The organism is Pseudoalteromonas sp. QJM3NY_12 (assembly GCF_056173165.1).
The window spans coordinates 3,078,042-3,092,799 of sequence record NZ_CM149661.1 but is presented as its reverse complement, the minus strand read 5'-3'; the positions used below and the strand labels follow the sequence as shown (position 1 = coordinate 3,092,799).

The following is a 14,758-nucleotide window of genomic DNA, read 5'->3' as shown; positions in this document are numbered from 1 at the left end:
GATGAACGGACTTAAGCAAATAGCCTATTTTGGACTATCAACATTATTGCTCAAAGGGCTTGGCTTTGCTTTACTCCCTATATCGACTCGTCTTTTAAGCCCTGCACAGTTTGGTGAACTTAATTTTTTAGTCTCTATTTCAGCCGTAATGTCTTTGTTGTTGTGCCTAGGCTTACCTGAGCTCCTTTTTAAACAGCAAATGAAAAGCGTTGTTTTTAAGCAAGCTTTATTTAGGGATGCGTTGATTTTATGTAGTGTGTTAAGCACTGCATTTGTAATTGCTGTTGTATTGTTTGCTGACCTTTTGCTGAATTTATTACCTATCTCTGTTAATCAAATAGATTTGCAATTATTAGCTGTTAACTTGGCATTTTCGTCGGTGTTGTCGATTGTATTTTGTTTTTTTAGGTATTACGAAATGGCTAAGCAGTTCTGCTATTTAGCTGTTTTACAAGGGGTCGGACAAACTCTACTGACCATCATCTTGCTATATCTAGGCTATGGTGTAACTGGCGTTATGCTATCTGGTGTGATAGCGAGTTTTATTGTACTGATACTGTCACTGTGGCAAATAGCACGCACGATTAATATTAGTTTTAAATGTATCGCATGGAATATTACGCCTAAAAATACGCTGTTTTTGTTAAGCATTATTGTCTCTTCACTCTTTGTGTACGCTAATAATGGCGCAGAAAACTGGTATATTGTAGCCAGTGTGGGCAAAGAAAAGCTCGCTCAATATTATGTCGCTCTGCAATTTGCAGTCATGACCTCGTTTACATTTGAACCAATCAGAATGTGGTGGTTTTCACGCCGTTTTGACGAGTTAACCTCAAGCCGCAACCACTATGTGTTTTTATGTGAATTAAGCCTTGAGATTGCGATTACCCTTTGCTGCATAATGCTACTTTTAGCGCCGCACTTATTCACCCTCGTTTTACCACAAAATTATTTACTTAATGCCTGGTTATTACCCAGTTTAATACTCATTGTTGTGCTGAGACACCATAGCGATTTACTTAATATTGGTTGTTATGTTCACTATAACGGCTTGTTTGTGACTATTATTAATGCAGTGAGTGCTACGAGCGTATTAATTGCATTAAGTTTTTTAGTGCCAAAATGGGGAATATTAGGTGCTGTTGTATCGCTAGCATTGGCGCAAACTTTAAAAACGCTACTGTTTGTAGTTATTAGTCAAAAGCTAGAGCATTTAGCATTTAAAGTACACAGTCTGCTCCCTAGCTGGCTGTGCTTTATTCTTGTGTTTTCGTTAAGTGTGACTCAAGTGTCTTACTACATTGTAGGACAGGTTGCTGTGTTGATATGTTTGTTTGCGGTGTTATTTAAAAAGTATAAACACCACATCACGGGAATATTGCAACGGCTTTTAGCAAGGAAGGCGCATGGTTAACTGGTATAAAGAGCATTACTTATTAATAAATGGCTTAGTGATAACGGCGCTTATTTTAAGCTTATATTCGTTATTTGGGCCCATAGCTGCTTTTGCTTTATTGTTACTGCCATTTGCTGGCGTATTAGCCGTGCGTATTAGTACTGTGTTTATTATCTTATTTATTTTATTTAGTTATTTTAGGATTCATGAGGCATTTGTATTTTTAATGCCGCTTAAAATCCCTAAACTCTTAGCGCTAGCCTCTTTACTGGCCATTTTCTGGCATTTATTTATTTCCAAAACATTAAAACCGCATTGGAGCTCAGCTCATCTTATTTTTGTCATTTGGTTTGTGTGGCTTACCGTGTGTGTGTTTTCGGCTTCAAACCGTGGCGTTGCTATTGAGTATTGGTCTGGAGTGTTGGTTAAAGTTTTTATTATGGTGTTTGTGATCAGCTGGTGGTTAACGCGATTTTCTCACTTTAGTTACGTAAGACTAGGAATTATGATTTCTGGTGTGGCCATTGCGCTGGTGGCACTGAATAACAAAATTAATGGTGTGGGGCTAGTTGAGGGCACCCGAGTCACTATTTCTCGAGAGTATCGTTCACAACTGGGCGATCCTAATGATTTATCTTTAGTGCTGATGTTTCCTGTGTCTTTTTTAGCTGCTGAATTATTTAATACATACAACAATCCATATCGACGATTATTTGCAGGCGTTGGTTTAATTTTGGCTATTTCAGGAGTAATAGCTACGCAAAGCCGAGGCGGCCTATTAGGTATTGCTGCTATTTTAAGTTTCTTTTTATATCAAAAGGTAAAAAATCCAGTGGTTGTGGCTGCATGTGGGGCAGTTGCCATGCTTGCCATGATGGTCTTTGCGGGGATTTCAGATAGGCAAAGTGGTGGTGCTGCTGAAAGTGGAGTTGATGAGTCTGCTATGGGTCGAATATATGCTTGGCAAGCTGCAATAAACATGGCGCTTGCTAACCCGCTAACAGGAGTTGGGGTAAATAACTTCTTCGTAAACTATTACTTTTATAGCCCGCACTGGGATGGCAAGAATCATGCAGTGCATAGTACATGGTTTCAGGTGCTTGGTGAAACAGGCTTTGTTGGTATATGTATTTTTTTACTGGTTATCGCCAGTATTTATCGCAGCTTGTCTCGAGTATTTTGCATTAATAAGCTTAACTTTAATTCTGAAGTGACAGTGAATGCTAATGCGCTAAAAGCCGGTTTAATTGGTTTTATGGTTGCAGGTACGTTTTTAACTCAAGCTTTTACGTGGCCTTTGTACATCATTTTGTCGCTGACCATTGCCCTAGAAAAGCTGACTATCGATAGTAATAAGGATTCGTCTTATGGTGACCCAACTAAAGTATTGGCTAAAAAATAGTAACAGTCCCTCGGCAAAACGTTTGTTTAAATTTGCAAAGTCGCTGCGTAATCCACAGCTACCCGTTATTCCTCTACTACATAGTGGGCTTTATCATCTGCACCATTTTATAAAGCAGTTTGTTCATGAACTGCTGAGAATATTTTATTACACCCCATTATTTAAAAGCCAAATTCAAGGCAGTAAAAAACGTTTATATTTATATTCGGGTATGCCTCAGGTAATTGGTAAATTAAGGGTTGAATGTAAAAACGATGTCAGGATCTCGGGGATCAGCACTTTGTGTGGCCGTGTAAGTAATGAGCGTGAGCCTCTACTAAGTATTGGTAATAATGTTGATATTGGCTGGCAAAATGCGTTTTCGGTAGGACGAAAAATTGTACTTGAAGATGATGTAAGACTTGCGGGACGTGTTTTTTTAGCAGGCTTTCCTGGTCACCCAATTGATTGTGAACGTCGTGCGAACGGCCAAAGTGATGACGAGAGTCAAATTGGCGATATTATTATTAAGCGTGGAGCATGGATTGGGACCGGTGTTACGGTACTTGCTGGAGTAACCATAGGTAAAGGAGCCATTATAGGGGCGGGCAGTGTGGTAACCAAAGATATTCCCGATTTTACTATTGCCGCAGGTAATCCGGCTAAAGTAGTCAAAAACATAGTGGAGTGAGCGAATGAAATTTATTGTTTTTGCAGAAGATTGGGGGAGCCACCCTAGTAGTACTCAGCATTTATTTTCAGAGCTTGCAAAAAGACAGCAAGTGAATTGGGTTAATTCTGTGGGAATGCGTAAACCTAGCGTAAAGCTGCACGACATAAAACGTATTTTTAATAAATTTAAGCAGCTATTTCAACCCTCTAATAATAGTAAAATAGCCACGCCTAAAAATATGACGGTATATAAACTGCCTATTTTACCATGGCATGATAATGGCTTAGTGCGCTGTTATAACCGTTGGGTTTTCTCTCGTCATATTGGTGCTCATAAAACCAGTGAACCTATTGTATATTGGTTAAGTGTGCCAACGGCATGCTATCTGTTTGATAAAAGAGCCACCGACTCGCTAATTTATTATTGTGGTGACGATTTTAGTGCGCTGGCTGGGGTTGATCCTATGCTGATTGCGCCTTTTGAGCAGCAGCTGATTAAAAACGCAGATCTTATTTATGTGATCAGCGAGTTATTAAAAACTAAAATGCCTGCTGAAAAAACTAAGTTACTAACACATGGCGTGAGCTTTGATTTATTTACGAGTAATGTCGACAAAGCCGCAGAAATCAGCGCTATTAAAGCCCCCATTATTGGCTTTTATGGCAGTATCAATGCCTGGCTAGATATCCCTTTATTAATGGCGTTGGCCACTGCTAGGCCGCAATATCAATTGGTATTAGTTGGCGATATTACCACTCCCATTTCAGGGTTGTTGCAGTTTAAAAATGTAACGCATATTAGTGCGGTTGAGCATAAACGGTTGGTATCTTTCTCGGCTCATTGGGATGTATCTATTTTACCATTTGTCGATAATGAGCAAATTAGGGCTTGCGACCCGCTTAAATTAAAAGAATATTTAGCGGTAGGCAAACCGATAGTCGCAACCGATTTCGCGGCAGTGAATCATTATCACTCGCAAATTTTTATCGCTCAGTCACAGAATAACTTTATTGAAAAAATTGATCAGGCGTTGTCACTCAGTCAAGCAAAATTAAGTTTATTGCATGCAGTCCAAAAAAACATAGCGAAAGAGCATAGCTGGCCGGTAAAAGCTCTCACTGTGATCAACGATCTACAAATATTAAATCCCTCCGATTAAACCATAACTATAATATTGGCGCGCCCTGTGCAACTACTCCATTAAAGAAGGCTATTTACGCTGTAAATTTTTATTTTGCAAATAGCCGCAAAGTTTCGCATAGCAATATGCAAATCAATGGGTAGCGAATATGTTAGTTAGAGAGCAAATAAAAAGATTACTTTATTTAGCTTTGTACGCTGTTTACACCAGGGCAAAGTTATTTGTTTTGCCGTTGCTGATTGTACCCGTAGTAGTGATTGTACTCGCGGCAACGTCACAAAAACAATATACAAACCACGCCACTATTCTTATAGAAGAATCGGCGCTGCTTAATCCCTATTTAGATGATTTGTCGTTCTCGTTTGATTTATCAAATAGGATGGCAGCTTTGCGTACCTTAGTGATTAGCCGCAAAGTTCTGATTGCCGTGGCAAAAGAAACCAATTTAGTACCAAAGGATGCATCCCCCGCCAAAATAGAAAAAATACATCAAGAGCTTTCACAGGCGCTTTCCTTATCATTGGTGGGAGACGAGCTAGTTCGGGTTAACTTTATTTGGCATGACCAAACCCAAATGAAGGCGGTGCTTGAAAAAGTGGTAGAGAAATTTATAGAAAGTTTATTAGCCCCAACGAAAGCATCACTGGATACCTCTGAGCAATTTTTTTATCAGCAACTGGTAAGTTTAAGAGAAGAGTTGGAGATTTCTGAGGCTTCATTGGCAAGCTTTAAAGCAAAAAACAGTAATACCTTACCCGCTGTTTTACACAGTAATAGGCAAACTTTCGATAAGTTATTAAGTGATCAACAACAAAAGTCCATTGTGCTCTCAGGCGCTAATGCCAAGCTTGAGGCACTTACTACAAAAATGGGTCAAGCAAACCCGATTCTCGGTCGTATAGAAGAGAAAATAATTACTGCAGAATCAGAGCTCAGTTTTTTAAAAACCCGCTATACCGATAAACACAGCAAAGTGGTTTCAAAAAAGCGCGAACTACTCAGCATTAGAGCACGGCAACAAGCGTTAATTGAAAGTGGTAAAGGCCTTGATGCCACTAATATTGATCAGCTTTGGCAAATGGCTAATACCTTACCCAGTGGAAATGACAATGAAAGTAATGTGTTGGTGTCACAAATACTCGCTCTAGAAGAAGCTAAAAATAATGTTCTGCAGCATCAGCAAGAATACGACATGTTAGAAAAACAAGTCAATGCAGTGAGCGAGCGCTTACTAGTAACCAGTGATATAGAAAAACAACTTAGAAAGCTCGAGCGTGACTACGATGTTAAACAGTCATTATATAAAGACATGTTAGGGCGTTACGAAATGGCAAAAGTGACAGGCAAGCTGGTTAAGTATGAAGGCCCTGACAAAGTTAAAACCATTGAGCGAGCTTATAGTCCTACTCAACCAATTAATACTTCACTCGTGGTGGCAATTATTATGGGTATTGTTTTAGGCATATTTACCAGTGTCACCTGTGTGTTTGTTGCGACCTTATTCGACAGTCATTTAAAAGATATTCAAACCATTGAAAAACTATCGTCACTAGACGTGGTTACCATTTTACCCATTGTTGGTCACAGCACGTTACATGCTGGGGTTAGTCCATCAATGCACTTCCTTAGTGAGGGAAATTAACATGAACGTTTTACATTTAGTTCAACACTTTAAAATAGGTGGGCTGGAAAAAATGGCCGTGACTTTGATGCAAAAAAGTCGATTTGCAAACACCAGTATTCTTGTTTCTTTGGAAGGAACTGAAAGGGATGCAATAAATGAATGGCCAGCACTGTCAGCCTTTGAGCAAAAACTTATAAGCTTAAACAAAGCCCCTAAATTTGAACTAAGTGTAATTAAAAAGCTTAGTGAAATAATTAAAAAACATAATATTACAGTGATTCATAGCCATCACATTGGCCCAATGCTTTACGCTAGCCTCACCTGCTTAGTTAATCCAAGTATTAAACACGTATCGACAATTCATGATGCGTGGTATTTAAAAAACTTTAAACAGCGAGTGATCACAAAAGTATTGAATAAGCTGACTAAAATTCATTGGGTGGCCGATGCAAACGTGGTCGCTAATGAGTTTTTCAACGAAACCGCTATTAAAGCTGATAGTACTATTCTTAACGGCATTGATTTTCAACAGTTTATAGATACAGATGACGCTACTGCACGGATTAAGCTTAACTTGCCCCATGACAAAAAGCTCATTGGATGCTCTGCTCGTTTAGAGCCAGGTAAGGGGCATTTAGATTTAATTAAATTACTGCCCGCGCTACCCAAAGAGATTGAACTCGTATTTGCTGGTAATGGCAGTTTACGTTTTTCATTAATGAGTGCTGCAGTGTCACTAGGGGTGGTAGAGCGAGTACATTTCTTAGGAAATGTGCAGCATATGGAATTATTTTATTCTGCCATTAATGTGATGTGCTTGTACTCGCAACGAGAGGGCTTACCTCTGTCTATTTTAGAGTCGATGGCATGTGGCAAAGTAATAGTGGCAACTGATGTCGGTGGCATTAGTGAAGTTGTCAGTGATAAGCAGGGTATTTTAGTAAAACCTAATGATTCTTTTGGCTTAAAACTTGCCCTATTAAAAGCATTGGAAATGAAGCACGGGCAATGCATTCGAGAGTATATTCTCTCAATTGCGGATGCAAACAAAATGAGCGAAGCCTATGACCATTTTTATAATGGTTTAGCTTCATAAGGGGATTACAATGACTTTTTTACTGATTACATTGGCGATTTTGATTGTGTTGGTGTTGTACCATCATGTTGGTTACTTATTGCTATTAAAGCTTTTTAGTAACGATGAAGTGAACATCGAATTAAACGCTACCCCGGCAACCACGCGCTTTGGTATTTTAATGTGCGCCTACAACGAGCAAGAACATATTCGTGAAAAGCTCTATAACCTTGGCTCTATGTTATACAGCACAGAGCAGTATGCCATTCATGTTTATCTTGATGGCTGTACAGACAAAACCTATGACGAGGCGATGATTGCTCAATCGCATCTTGCAAAGCAAAATGTAGTGTGTCATTTGCATTTTAATAAGGTCAATAAAGGCAAGTCGTTTGGTGTTAATGAGTTAATAAAACTAACCAGGCCAAATTACGATGTATTGCTGTTTACCGATGTCAGCGCATTACTCAGCGTTGATGTACTAAATAAAATCGATGCTGATTTTAAAGACCCTCAGGTCAATGTGATCACGGGGGTGTACATATTAGATGACTTAGCCACCAAAGAGCAGCAACAGTATTGGCAGTATCAAAATAAAGTAAAAAGTATGGAGTCATCATTAGGCGCTGTTATTGGCGTACCGGGTGCCATGTTTGCTATACGCGCTGAATATGTTCAGTTATTAGATGCGAGCACTATAAACGATGATTTTATTTTGTCGATGAAAGCACTTAATAAAGGTGGCAAAGCGCTAGTAAATAACGAGATCAACATTGTTGAACGTGAATGCGATGAACAAAGCCATGATTACGCAAGAAGGGTAAGGTTAGGCGCTGGCAATTGGCAACAAATTAAAATGCTGTCTGAGCTATTTAATCCAAAACTAGGCTGGGTAAGCTTTAATTATATTTCGCACAAGGTATTACGTGGCATTATGCCCATTATACTGGTACTGATTTATGGATTACTAATTTCTCTGGCGGTTTTCTCTAACGTGTTTTTAGCCAAAGTAGCCTGTATTACATTAGCCGCTGTACATGGGCTGGGTGTATTAAAACAGCTTTTGAGCATAAAAGTTAAATGGCCGGTGATCGACAGTATTAACTATTTGGTTGCGGCATACTTGTGTGCTTTTTGGGGGATTATTAAATTTGAACGCGGTGATTATAGTAAGCATTGGCAGCGCGTTCACCAAACTAAGCAGTCTAATAATTTAATAATCAGAGCAGTAAAACGCAGTATTGATATTTTAGGCTCTGCTACTGGCTTAATTGTTCTGTTTCCTGTAATGCTCATGGTTGCATTGGTGATTAAGTTCAGCTCTAAAGGACCAGTGTTGTTTAAACAGTTAAGAGTAGGGCAAAGTGATGATGACTTTGTGGCACTTTTTAACGTATTAAAATTCCGTTCTATGGTGGTTGATGCTGAGGTTAAAAGTGGAGCCGTATGGGCAAGTAAAGATGATCCGCGTATTACCCCAGTAGGGCGCTTTATTCGTAAGACACGGTTAGATGAATTACCTCAGCTTTGGAACGTACTCATAGGTGATATGTCGTTGATAGGCCCTCGCCCTGAACGACCTGTTTTTTATTCAAAACTTGAAAAAGATATTCCCTATTTTTGTCAGCGTACTTATGGCATAAAGCCAGGTATATCTGGGTTAGCGCAAGTAATGAATGGCTATGATGAAACTATTGACGATGCACGTAATAAAATTGGTTGGGATTACGCCTATATGTTGAGCACTTCATCAGCTCGTAGCTGGTGTTATATGGAATTGACTATTTTCTTTAAAACATTGGTTGTTATTTTTACTGGTAAGGGCCAATAACCCGCTTCGCATAATGCAATTGTACACCCAAAAAGCAATTGCATTATGCACTTCTATTTCAAAAATTAATTAGTAAGCCATTAAAGTTTTTATATTTCAATGCCTTAAGTTTGGCATTCTTCTTGTAACTGTCTATTTGAGTTCATACTTTTAATAGGTGATTAAAATGAAAAATGTAGCCAACAAAACCGATCAAACCGTTATTACCATTCCTAATGACTTTTCAGGCTTTGCTGTCGATGAGCTAAAAGATCAGTTTGAGCTGCTCGTTGAGCAAGACTCTAATTTTGTTGTTTTAGACTTTTCTAAAACCGAATTTATCGACTCTTCGGGAATAGGTGCTATTGTTTTTCTATATAAAAGAATTGAAAAACAAAGTAATAAGCTATCTTTACTTAATGTCACCGGGCAGCCGTTTAAGTTAATGAACTTATTAAGAGTGGATAAAACCATTCCATTTATTGACGCTGTGTAGAGGTTATCAGGGAGAGTTTTATGAAGGCGAGCATAGCAATTTTCATTTTCATGTTTTTAGGCGGATGCGCTACTTGGCCAGATGAAGGGCAGGGAGGCTTGGCCGAAAAATACCAAAACTATCCATTAGATGATCAGCAGCTAGATGAAACATTTAATCAACCTGAGAGTATTGTAAGGAGCGAGTTTGAGCACTTAGAACTTAAGCTTGAATTATTAAAGTCGCAGGATATTAATGCCTGTATGCCGGCACAGTTATTAAAAGCCCAAATTTATGAGAATCGTATTCGTCGTTTAATCGCAGCTCAAATGTGGGAAGACGCGGAACATGACTTATTAATTCATTATCATGGCCTTAATCAATTAGCTAACCATTTTGATACTGTTAGAAAGTTGACTAATTGCGCTGCATCGATTGATGAACAACCCGCATTAGTTAATGTAAAAAAGCAAATAGCGGAGTTATTAAATAGCGATAACCAATTTGCATTTAATGTCTTTGAAATAACCCCTAAATATGCCGTACGAGTTGCTCAAGCAGCCGATTTAATTAAACAATTAGAAAGTATTAGTATTTTGCTTATCGGGCATACTGACTCTGTAGGCAGTAAAAATAGTAATTATGAGCTGGCTTTAAAGCGCGCTGAAACTGTTAAGCATTGGCTGGGTGTTTATGGCGTGCCTACCTATAACATTACCACTTTAACCCAAGGCAGTTTAAAACCATTTAGTGAGTCGGAGCAAAGTGAGCAAAAACGCCATTCAGACCGCCGAGTTGAGGCTATTATATTAGATGCTAACGCGCAAAGTGAAAATAGCAAACAAGTAAAGTCACTAATGAATTGGACTAAAATTATTGAAAAGAAAAAGGAGTAATGTATGAGATTTATTTTTACTGTCTTCGTTTTTTTCTTTTTAATAACGAACTCTACGTTTGCAGCGCAAGCCGATGAATCCATAGTACAAGCAGGTAATAAGCTGTTTTTATATGTGCCAGGGGAACTTGAATTTGAAACAACTTTTGAGGTCGACAAAAAAGGTCAAATTAATATACCTGAGGTGGGGCAGTTTCAGGTCAGTAATAAAACGGTTGCGCAAATAGAGGCAGAACTTAAACCTATTCTTGCAGAGTTGTTTGTTGCAATAGATGACTTTTATGTGGAGCTGAGAAGCAGAGATATATTTATTAATGTTTTAGGGTATGTGATCACGCCCTCACAGGTGAGTATTCCTGATGATGGCAATATTCAGATGGTGATAGCTAAGGCTAATGGTTTAAGGCCTGGCGCACAGCTCGATCGTTTACAAATAAGACGCAAAGATGAAGTAATTGAATTTAATTACAAAGCATATTTAGACTCAGGCGACATAAATTTATTACCAAAGCTTAAAAGTGAAGATACTGTGTTTGTGCCTGTTTCTCCACTCCTTGGTAACGTACAAATTGATTTTGATGCACAAACGCTTAGTGCTACAGGGGATGCAAGCGACAACAGTGCCATTACTATGCTTGGTGAAGTGCACAACCCTGGTAGTTTTTCGTTTAAAGAAAATATGACGCTTCTAGATGCGCTGATGCGTGCGGAAGGGGTTACTCGCTATGCGGATGTAACTAAAATTAGAGTGATTGTTGATAAAGCTCCTGTTATTTTTGATTTAAAAGCATATTTAGATAAACCTACCGATAGCAACATGCCACTATTAAAAGCGGGATCAACCATATATGTGCCGATTATGGTGGATGATGTAAATACCACATCACGCACGGTTTATATTATGGGTGAGGTACAAAAGCCCGGTGCCTATGAGGCTGCCGACAGTACTAACTTTTTAGATATTTTAGCAAATGCAGGGGGCCCAACGCGCTTTGCAGAAACACGGCAAATAAAAATATTAACCCCTGCCGGAGAGAGCATACTTTTTGATTTACAGGGTTATAGTGAGGGATTAACCACCGCTAAAGTGCCCGATTTGAACCCCGGTGATGTAATATTTGTTCCTGAAAAAACAGATGTTAACGAAAAAAGCTGGTTAAAAATTCCGACAAAACGAGCGATTAAAATTATAGGCGCTATTCAATCTCCTGGTCGTTATGAGTGGAGTGATGAAATGGACTTTACTGATTTGTTAGCGCATGCTGGTGGCCCTACTAAAGGGGCTAACGTGAACGATATTAAAATTTTGCGAAATGGCGATGTCACCCAGCGATTTGATCTTGAAAAGTACACCATTACTAACGGTGAAATTGCGCTGCCGAGTTTAATTGCTGGCGATACTATTATTGTTGAAGAGTTACCAGTAGACCCCGGAGACAATAAATCGCAATGGATACGTCAAGAATCGAGCAAGTCTATTTATATCATGGGGCAAGTAGGTTCCCCTGGGCGCTATGCGTTCAATGACAATATGCATTTTATTGATATTTTGGCAGCAGCAGATGGTCCTAATGGTAGTGCGGATATTCGTAATATTAGAGTTACGCACCGTAATGGTAATCGCGCTCGAGTGAGCAAACTTGATTTAGCGATGTATTTTGAAACTGGTGATGAAACGTTATTTCCTCATGTGTCACCCGGTGACACAATATTTATTCCAGAAAAAGACAAAGATTGGTTACGTACCCCTAAAGAGAGAGTTGTTCGTATTATGGGAGCAGTGCAAAAGCCGGGTCGATATAACTTTGATGATACGATGTCTATTTTAGATGTGCTTGCTGAAGCTGGAGGGCCGTCAAGTTCAGCTCTCATTGACAAAATAGTGGTTGTTAACCATTCATGCTGTAAAGAACAATCTCGTGTGTTTAATCTTGAGGAATTTATAAAGTCTCCAAACTCGGCCAATATTCCGGTACTTAGAGCTGGAGATACGCTATATGTCCCTGATAAAGGTCAAGACCTAATTAGTCAATTTAAAGATAACTTCCTCGACTTTATAACCATAATTGCTTTGGTGATAAGCTTATGAACTTGATACCTGGGCAGTATCATGAACTAGAAACCATCTGTAACACCTTGATTGATGATGAAGCACGGTGCGTGACGTTTATTTCTTTGTACGGTGGCGAAGGTTCATCCACAGCCTGTATTAGTGTTGCTCAACGTTTAAAAAGTCAAAATAAGTCAGTACTCGTTATCGACCTTAACCCTATTAGTTCGTTTCGTTTAGACAAACAGCTGCCAACATTGACTAAGTTGTGGCGTTTTGATGATATTTCCTGTCAGCTCAGTGTTATGCCTTATCAAGGTATTGAAGTACTTACAATTCACAATTTAGAGTCAATTGATTCAGCAAAAAACAAACATGTTTTAAATGAAGCGGTACTGCGTTTAAAGCAAGAATATGATTATGTGTTGCTGGATATGTCGCCAGCATTAAAGTTAAATCGTAATAATGTACCATTGCATTCTTTAAGCTTATGTAGCGAGCTGACCTTGGTTACTATTGCGCTAGGTATTAATAATGAAGAGTCGTTATGTCAAGGCGTGGCAGAACTTAAGCAAGCGGGTCATAGCAATATAAAGTTACTGGTAAGTCAACATAGCTTTGCTCCTTTAGGGGAGCGCATGCTACTGCTCTTCCAACGACACTCTCCAAAATGGCCAAGGTTGTGCGCTTTTTTAACCAGCAAAATAAATAAACAAAAGTGGTTGTTTAAACATTACTGAGACTTTTATGGATATATTATTTGAGCGGCGTTTTGAATTATTATGGCCGACTTTAACTGAAATACGCCAAGTACTTAAGCATGTACTGGGCGCTTTATCGGTGACCCGAGATGAAGCGGATGCAGCAGGCTTAGTCGCAACCGAATACCTAACTAACTTAATTCGCCATAATGAGGGCGATGAGCAGCTTATAATGTTGCGTATTAACCAAATAAATCATGATACTTACCAATTAACTTTTATAGATGAACTTAAGCCTTATAATTTATTTAAACAAAACAACTCTTCATGGACATTAGCATCGGCTGAGCTGGTAGAAGGAGGGATGGGGGTTGAACTTATTCGCCATTACTTTGCGGATGCCACCTACGACACGCGAGCAGGAAAAAACTATTTTTCTTTTCCCTTAACTAACATTGATAAACGACCGAGTATTATTTATGTAGACGATGATGTCACTCAATTAGCATTAATGAGCGCCTACCTAAAAGATAAATTTAATGTCGTCACCTGTGAAAACATAGAGGCTGGCTGGCAAGCTATTTTAACCTCTGATGCTAGTATATTGTTACTTGATCATAAACTTAAACAAGGAACGTGTGAGCCATTACTGGAAAAGCTTAATAAATCGAATTTAAAATCTCAGTTATCGGTGGTGATGTTAACTGGCGATGATAGCGAAGAAGTGATCAGTAAAATTAATCGATTAGGGGTTGATGATTACTTAATAAAACCAGTTAAAAAAAATAAGTTATTACAAAGCATAGATCGAGTAACTCATCGATTTGCATACTTGTCCTATCAAAGTACATTCGGATTAACACCTTCTAAAGTGCTTTTAGGGCATGGTAAAACAGCGCATATTTTTGGCTCTATTAGTGTGGGTAATGGCGGTGACTTTTTTATGCCAATTAATGATGAAGGTACTGCTTTTATACTCGGTGATATGATGGGCCATGGCTTACAAGCGCTCAAAGAAAGCTTTGCTATAAAAGGTTTTATAAGTGGCTTTTTAGCGACCGGGTTAGCGTATCAAGAAATGCTCGTTGCGCTCAATAATGCGCTTTATAAACAGCAATTATGTAAATCAAGCTTAGTCACTTTAATGATTTGTTTTTTAGAAAATAATAAGTTGTATTGGCTCAATGCTGGTCATCCCGCACCGGTTATTATCAGTAAAAATGGTGAGCTATCTCAGCTAAATGGTACCGGACCATTGCTTGGGCTGTCTAATGATCATCAATATACTTTATATGAAGCCAAGCTTGATAATGTTGAACATATTATACTTTATACTGATGGTTGGACGGATAACCGCTTTACCGATAAAGACGAAATGACCGAATTAAAAAAAATCATCCCTATGCAAAGCTCCTCAGCAGAGGATTTTGCACACTCGTTATGGAAAAATTCTCAGGTTGCGCTTTCTAAAGAAGTGGATGATGCCTCATTAATAATCATTAATTGAATTTGATTTAATTAACTATGTATAGTTAAC

Annotated in this window: 12 protein-coding genes; all 12 read left to right on the top strand. The window is 38.7% G+C overall.

What is annotated here, in order from left to right; genetic code table 11:
- Position 1 precedes the first annotated feature (1 nt).
- The 12 genes from AC0VZ5_RS14425 to AC0VZ5_RS14370 all read left to right on the top strand — a co-directional run bounded on the left by AC0VZ5_RS14425 (position 2) and on the right by AC0VZ5_RS14370 (position 14,728).
- Positions 2–1,414, top strand: a complete 1,413-nt coding sequence (locus AC0VZ5_RS14425) for a lipopolysaccharide biosynthesis protein (protein ID WP_290171349.1) — start codon at positions 2–4, stop codon at positions 1,412–1,414.
- On the top strand, positions 1,407–2,798 hold the full coding sequence (locus AC0VZ5_RS14420) for an O-antigen ligase family protein (protein ID WP_138606320.1): 1,392 nt from the start codon (positions 1,407–1,409) through the stop codon (positions 2,796–2,798). Before AC0VZ5_RS14425 ends, AC0VZ5_RS14420 begins: the two co-directional genes overlap by 8 nt.
- Positions 2,764–3,468: an acyltransferase gene (locus tag AC0VZ5_RS14415; protein WP_109875861.1), complete on the top strand. Its 705-nt coding sequence runs from the start codon at positions 2,764–2,766 to the stop codon at positions 3,466–3,468. Before AC0VZ5_RS14420 ends, AC0VZ5_RS14415 begins: the two co-directional genes overlap by 35 nt.
- A 4-nt stretch (positions 3,469–3,472) precedes the next feature.
- Positions 3,473–4,609, top strand: a complete 1,137-nt coding sequence (locus AC0VZ5_RS14410) for a glycosyltransferase (RefSeq protein ID WP_138606323.1) — start codon at positions 3,473–3,475, stop codon at positions 4,607–4,609.
- Between the two features lie 130 nt (positions 4,610–4,739).
- Positions 4,740–6,233 carry a GumC family protein gene (locus AC0VZ5_RS14405; RefSeq protein WP_178956705.1) on the top strand — a complete coding sequence of 498 codons (1,494 nt, stop codon included), beginning with the start codon at positions 4,740–4,742 and terminating at the stop codon, positions 6,231–6,233.
- A 1-nt stretch (position 6,234) separates the two neighbouring features.
- Complete coding sequence (locus tag AC0VZ5_RS14400; RefSeq protein WP_138606327.1) at positions 6,235–7,311, top strand: glycosyltransferase; 1,077 nt, start codon at positions 6,235–6,237, stop codon at positions 7,309–7,311.
- A 10-nt stretch (positions 7,312–7,321) separates the two neighbouring features.
- The gene (locus AC0VZ5_RS14395) at positions 7,322–9,121 is read left to right on the top strand and encodes a sugar transferase (protein ID WP_475473412.1); all 1,800 of its coding nucleotides are present in this window, start codon (positions 7,322–7,324) and stop codon (positions 9,119–9,121) included.
- Positions 9,122–9,287: 166 nt separating this feature from the next.
- Positions 9,288–9,596, top strand: coding sequence for an STAS domain-containing protein (locus AC0VZ5_RS14390; protein WP_198522103.1), 309 nt, complete (start codon positions 9,288–9,290; stop codon positions 9,594–9,596).
- 20 nt (positions 9,597–9,616) lie between these two features.
- Entirely contained in the window at positions 9,617–10,471 is an 855-nt protein-coding gene (locus AC0VZ5_RS14385) for an OmpA family protein (protein ID WP_475473409.1), read from the top strand.
- A 3-nt stretch (positions 10,472–10,474) separates the two neighbouring features.
- On the top strand, positions 10,475–12,559 hold the full coding sequence (locus tag AC0VZ5_RS14380) for an SLBB domain-containing protein (RefSeq protein WP_464710940.1): 2,085 nt from the start codon (positions 10,475–10,477) through the stop codon (positions 12,557–12,559).
- The gene (locus AC0VZ5_RS14375) at positions 12,556–13,260 is read left to right on the top strand and encodes a cellulose synthase operon protein YhjQ/BcsQ (RefSeq protein WP_178956701.1); all 705 of its coding nucleotides are present in this window, start codon (positions 12,556–12,558) and stop codon (positions 13,258–13,260) included. The genes AC0VZ5_RS14380 and AC0VZ5_RS14375 overlap by 4 nt, the downstream gene beginning before the upstream one ends.
- 7 nt (positions 13,261–13,267) lie before the next feature.
- Positions 13,268–14,728, top strand: coding sequence for a SpoIIE family protein phosphatase (locus tag AC0VZ5_RS14370; protein WP_138606337.1), 1,461 nt, complete (start codon positions 13,268–13,270; stop codon positions 14,726–14,728).
- Positions 14,729–14,758: the final 30 nt, after the last annotated feature.

What these genes read in the sequence shown, in the direction of transcription:
- AC0VZ5_RS14385 (WP_475473409.1), top strand. Translation starts at nt 9,617, where the DNA reads ATGAAGGCGAGCATAGCAATTTTCATTTTCATGTTTTTAGGCGGATGC.
- AC0VZ5_RS14395 (WP_475473412.1), top strand. Translation starts at nt 7,322, where the DNA reads ATGACTTTTTTACTGATTACATTGGCGATTTTGATTGTGTTGGTGTTG.
- AC0VZ5_RS14415 (WP_109875861.1), top strand. Translation starts at nt 2,764, where the DNA reads ATGGTGACCCAACTAAAGTATTGGCTAAAAAATAGTAACAGTCCCTCG.
- AC0VZ5_RS14380 (WP_464710940.1), top strand. Translation starts at nt 10,475, where the DNA reads ATGAGATTTATTTTTACTGTCTTCGTTTTTTTCTTTTTAATAACGAAC.
- AC0VZ5_RS14370 (WP_138606337.1), top strand. Translation starts at nt 13,268, where the DNA reads ATGGATATATTATTTGAGCGGCGTTTTGAATTATTATGGCCGACTTTA.
- AC0VZ5_RS14400 (WP_138606327.1), top strand. Translation starts at nt 6,235, where the DNA reads ATGAACGTTTTACATTTAGTTCAACACTTTAAAATAGGTGGGCTGGAA.
- AC0VZ5_RS14420 (WP_138606320.1), top strand. Translation starts at nt 1,407, where the DNA reads ATGGTTAACTGGTATAAAGAGCATTACTTATTAATAAATGGCTTAGTG.
- AC0VZ5_RS14410 (WP_138606323.1), top strand. Translation starts at nt 3,473, where the DNA reads ATGAAATTTATTGTTTTTGCAGAAGATTGGGGGAGCCACCCTAGTAGT.
- AC0VZ5_RS14425 (WP_290171349.1), top strand. Translation starts at nt 2, where the DNA reads ATGAACGGACTTAAGCAAATAGCCTATTTTGGACTATCAACATTATTG.
- AC0VZ5_RS14390 (WP_198522103.1), top strand. Translation starts at nt 9,288, where the DNA reads ATGAAAAATGTAGCCAACAAAACCGATCAAACCGTTATTACCATTCCT.
- AC0VZ5_RS14405 (WP_178956705.1), top strand. Translation starts at nt 4,740, where the DNA reads ATGTTAGTTAGAGAGCAAATAAAAAGATTACTTTATTTAGCTTTGTAC.
- AC0VZ5_RS14375 (WP_178956701.1), top strand. Translation starts at nt 12,556, where the DNA reads ATGAACTTGATACCTGGGCAGTATCATGAACTAGAAACCATCTGTAAC.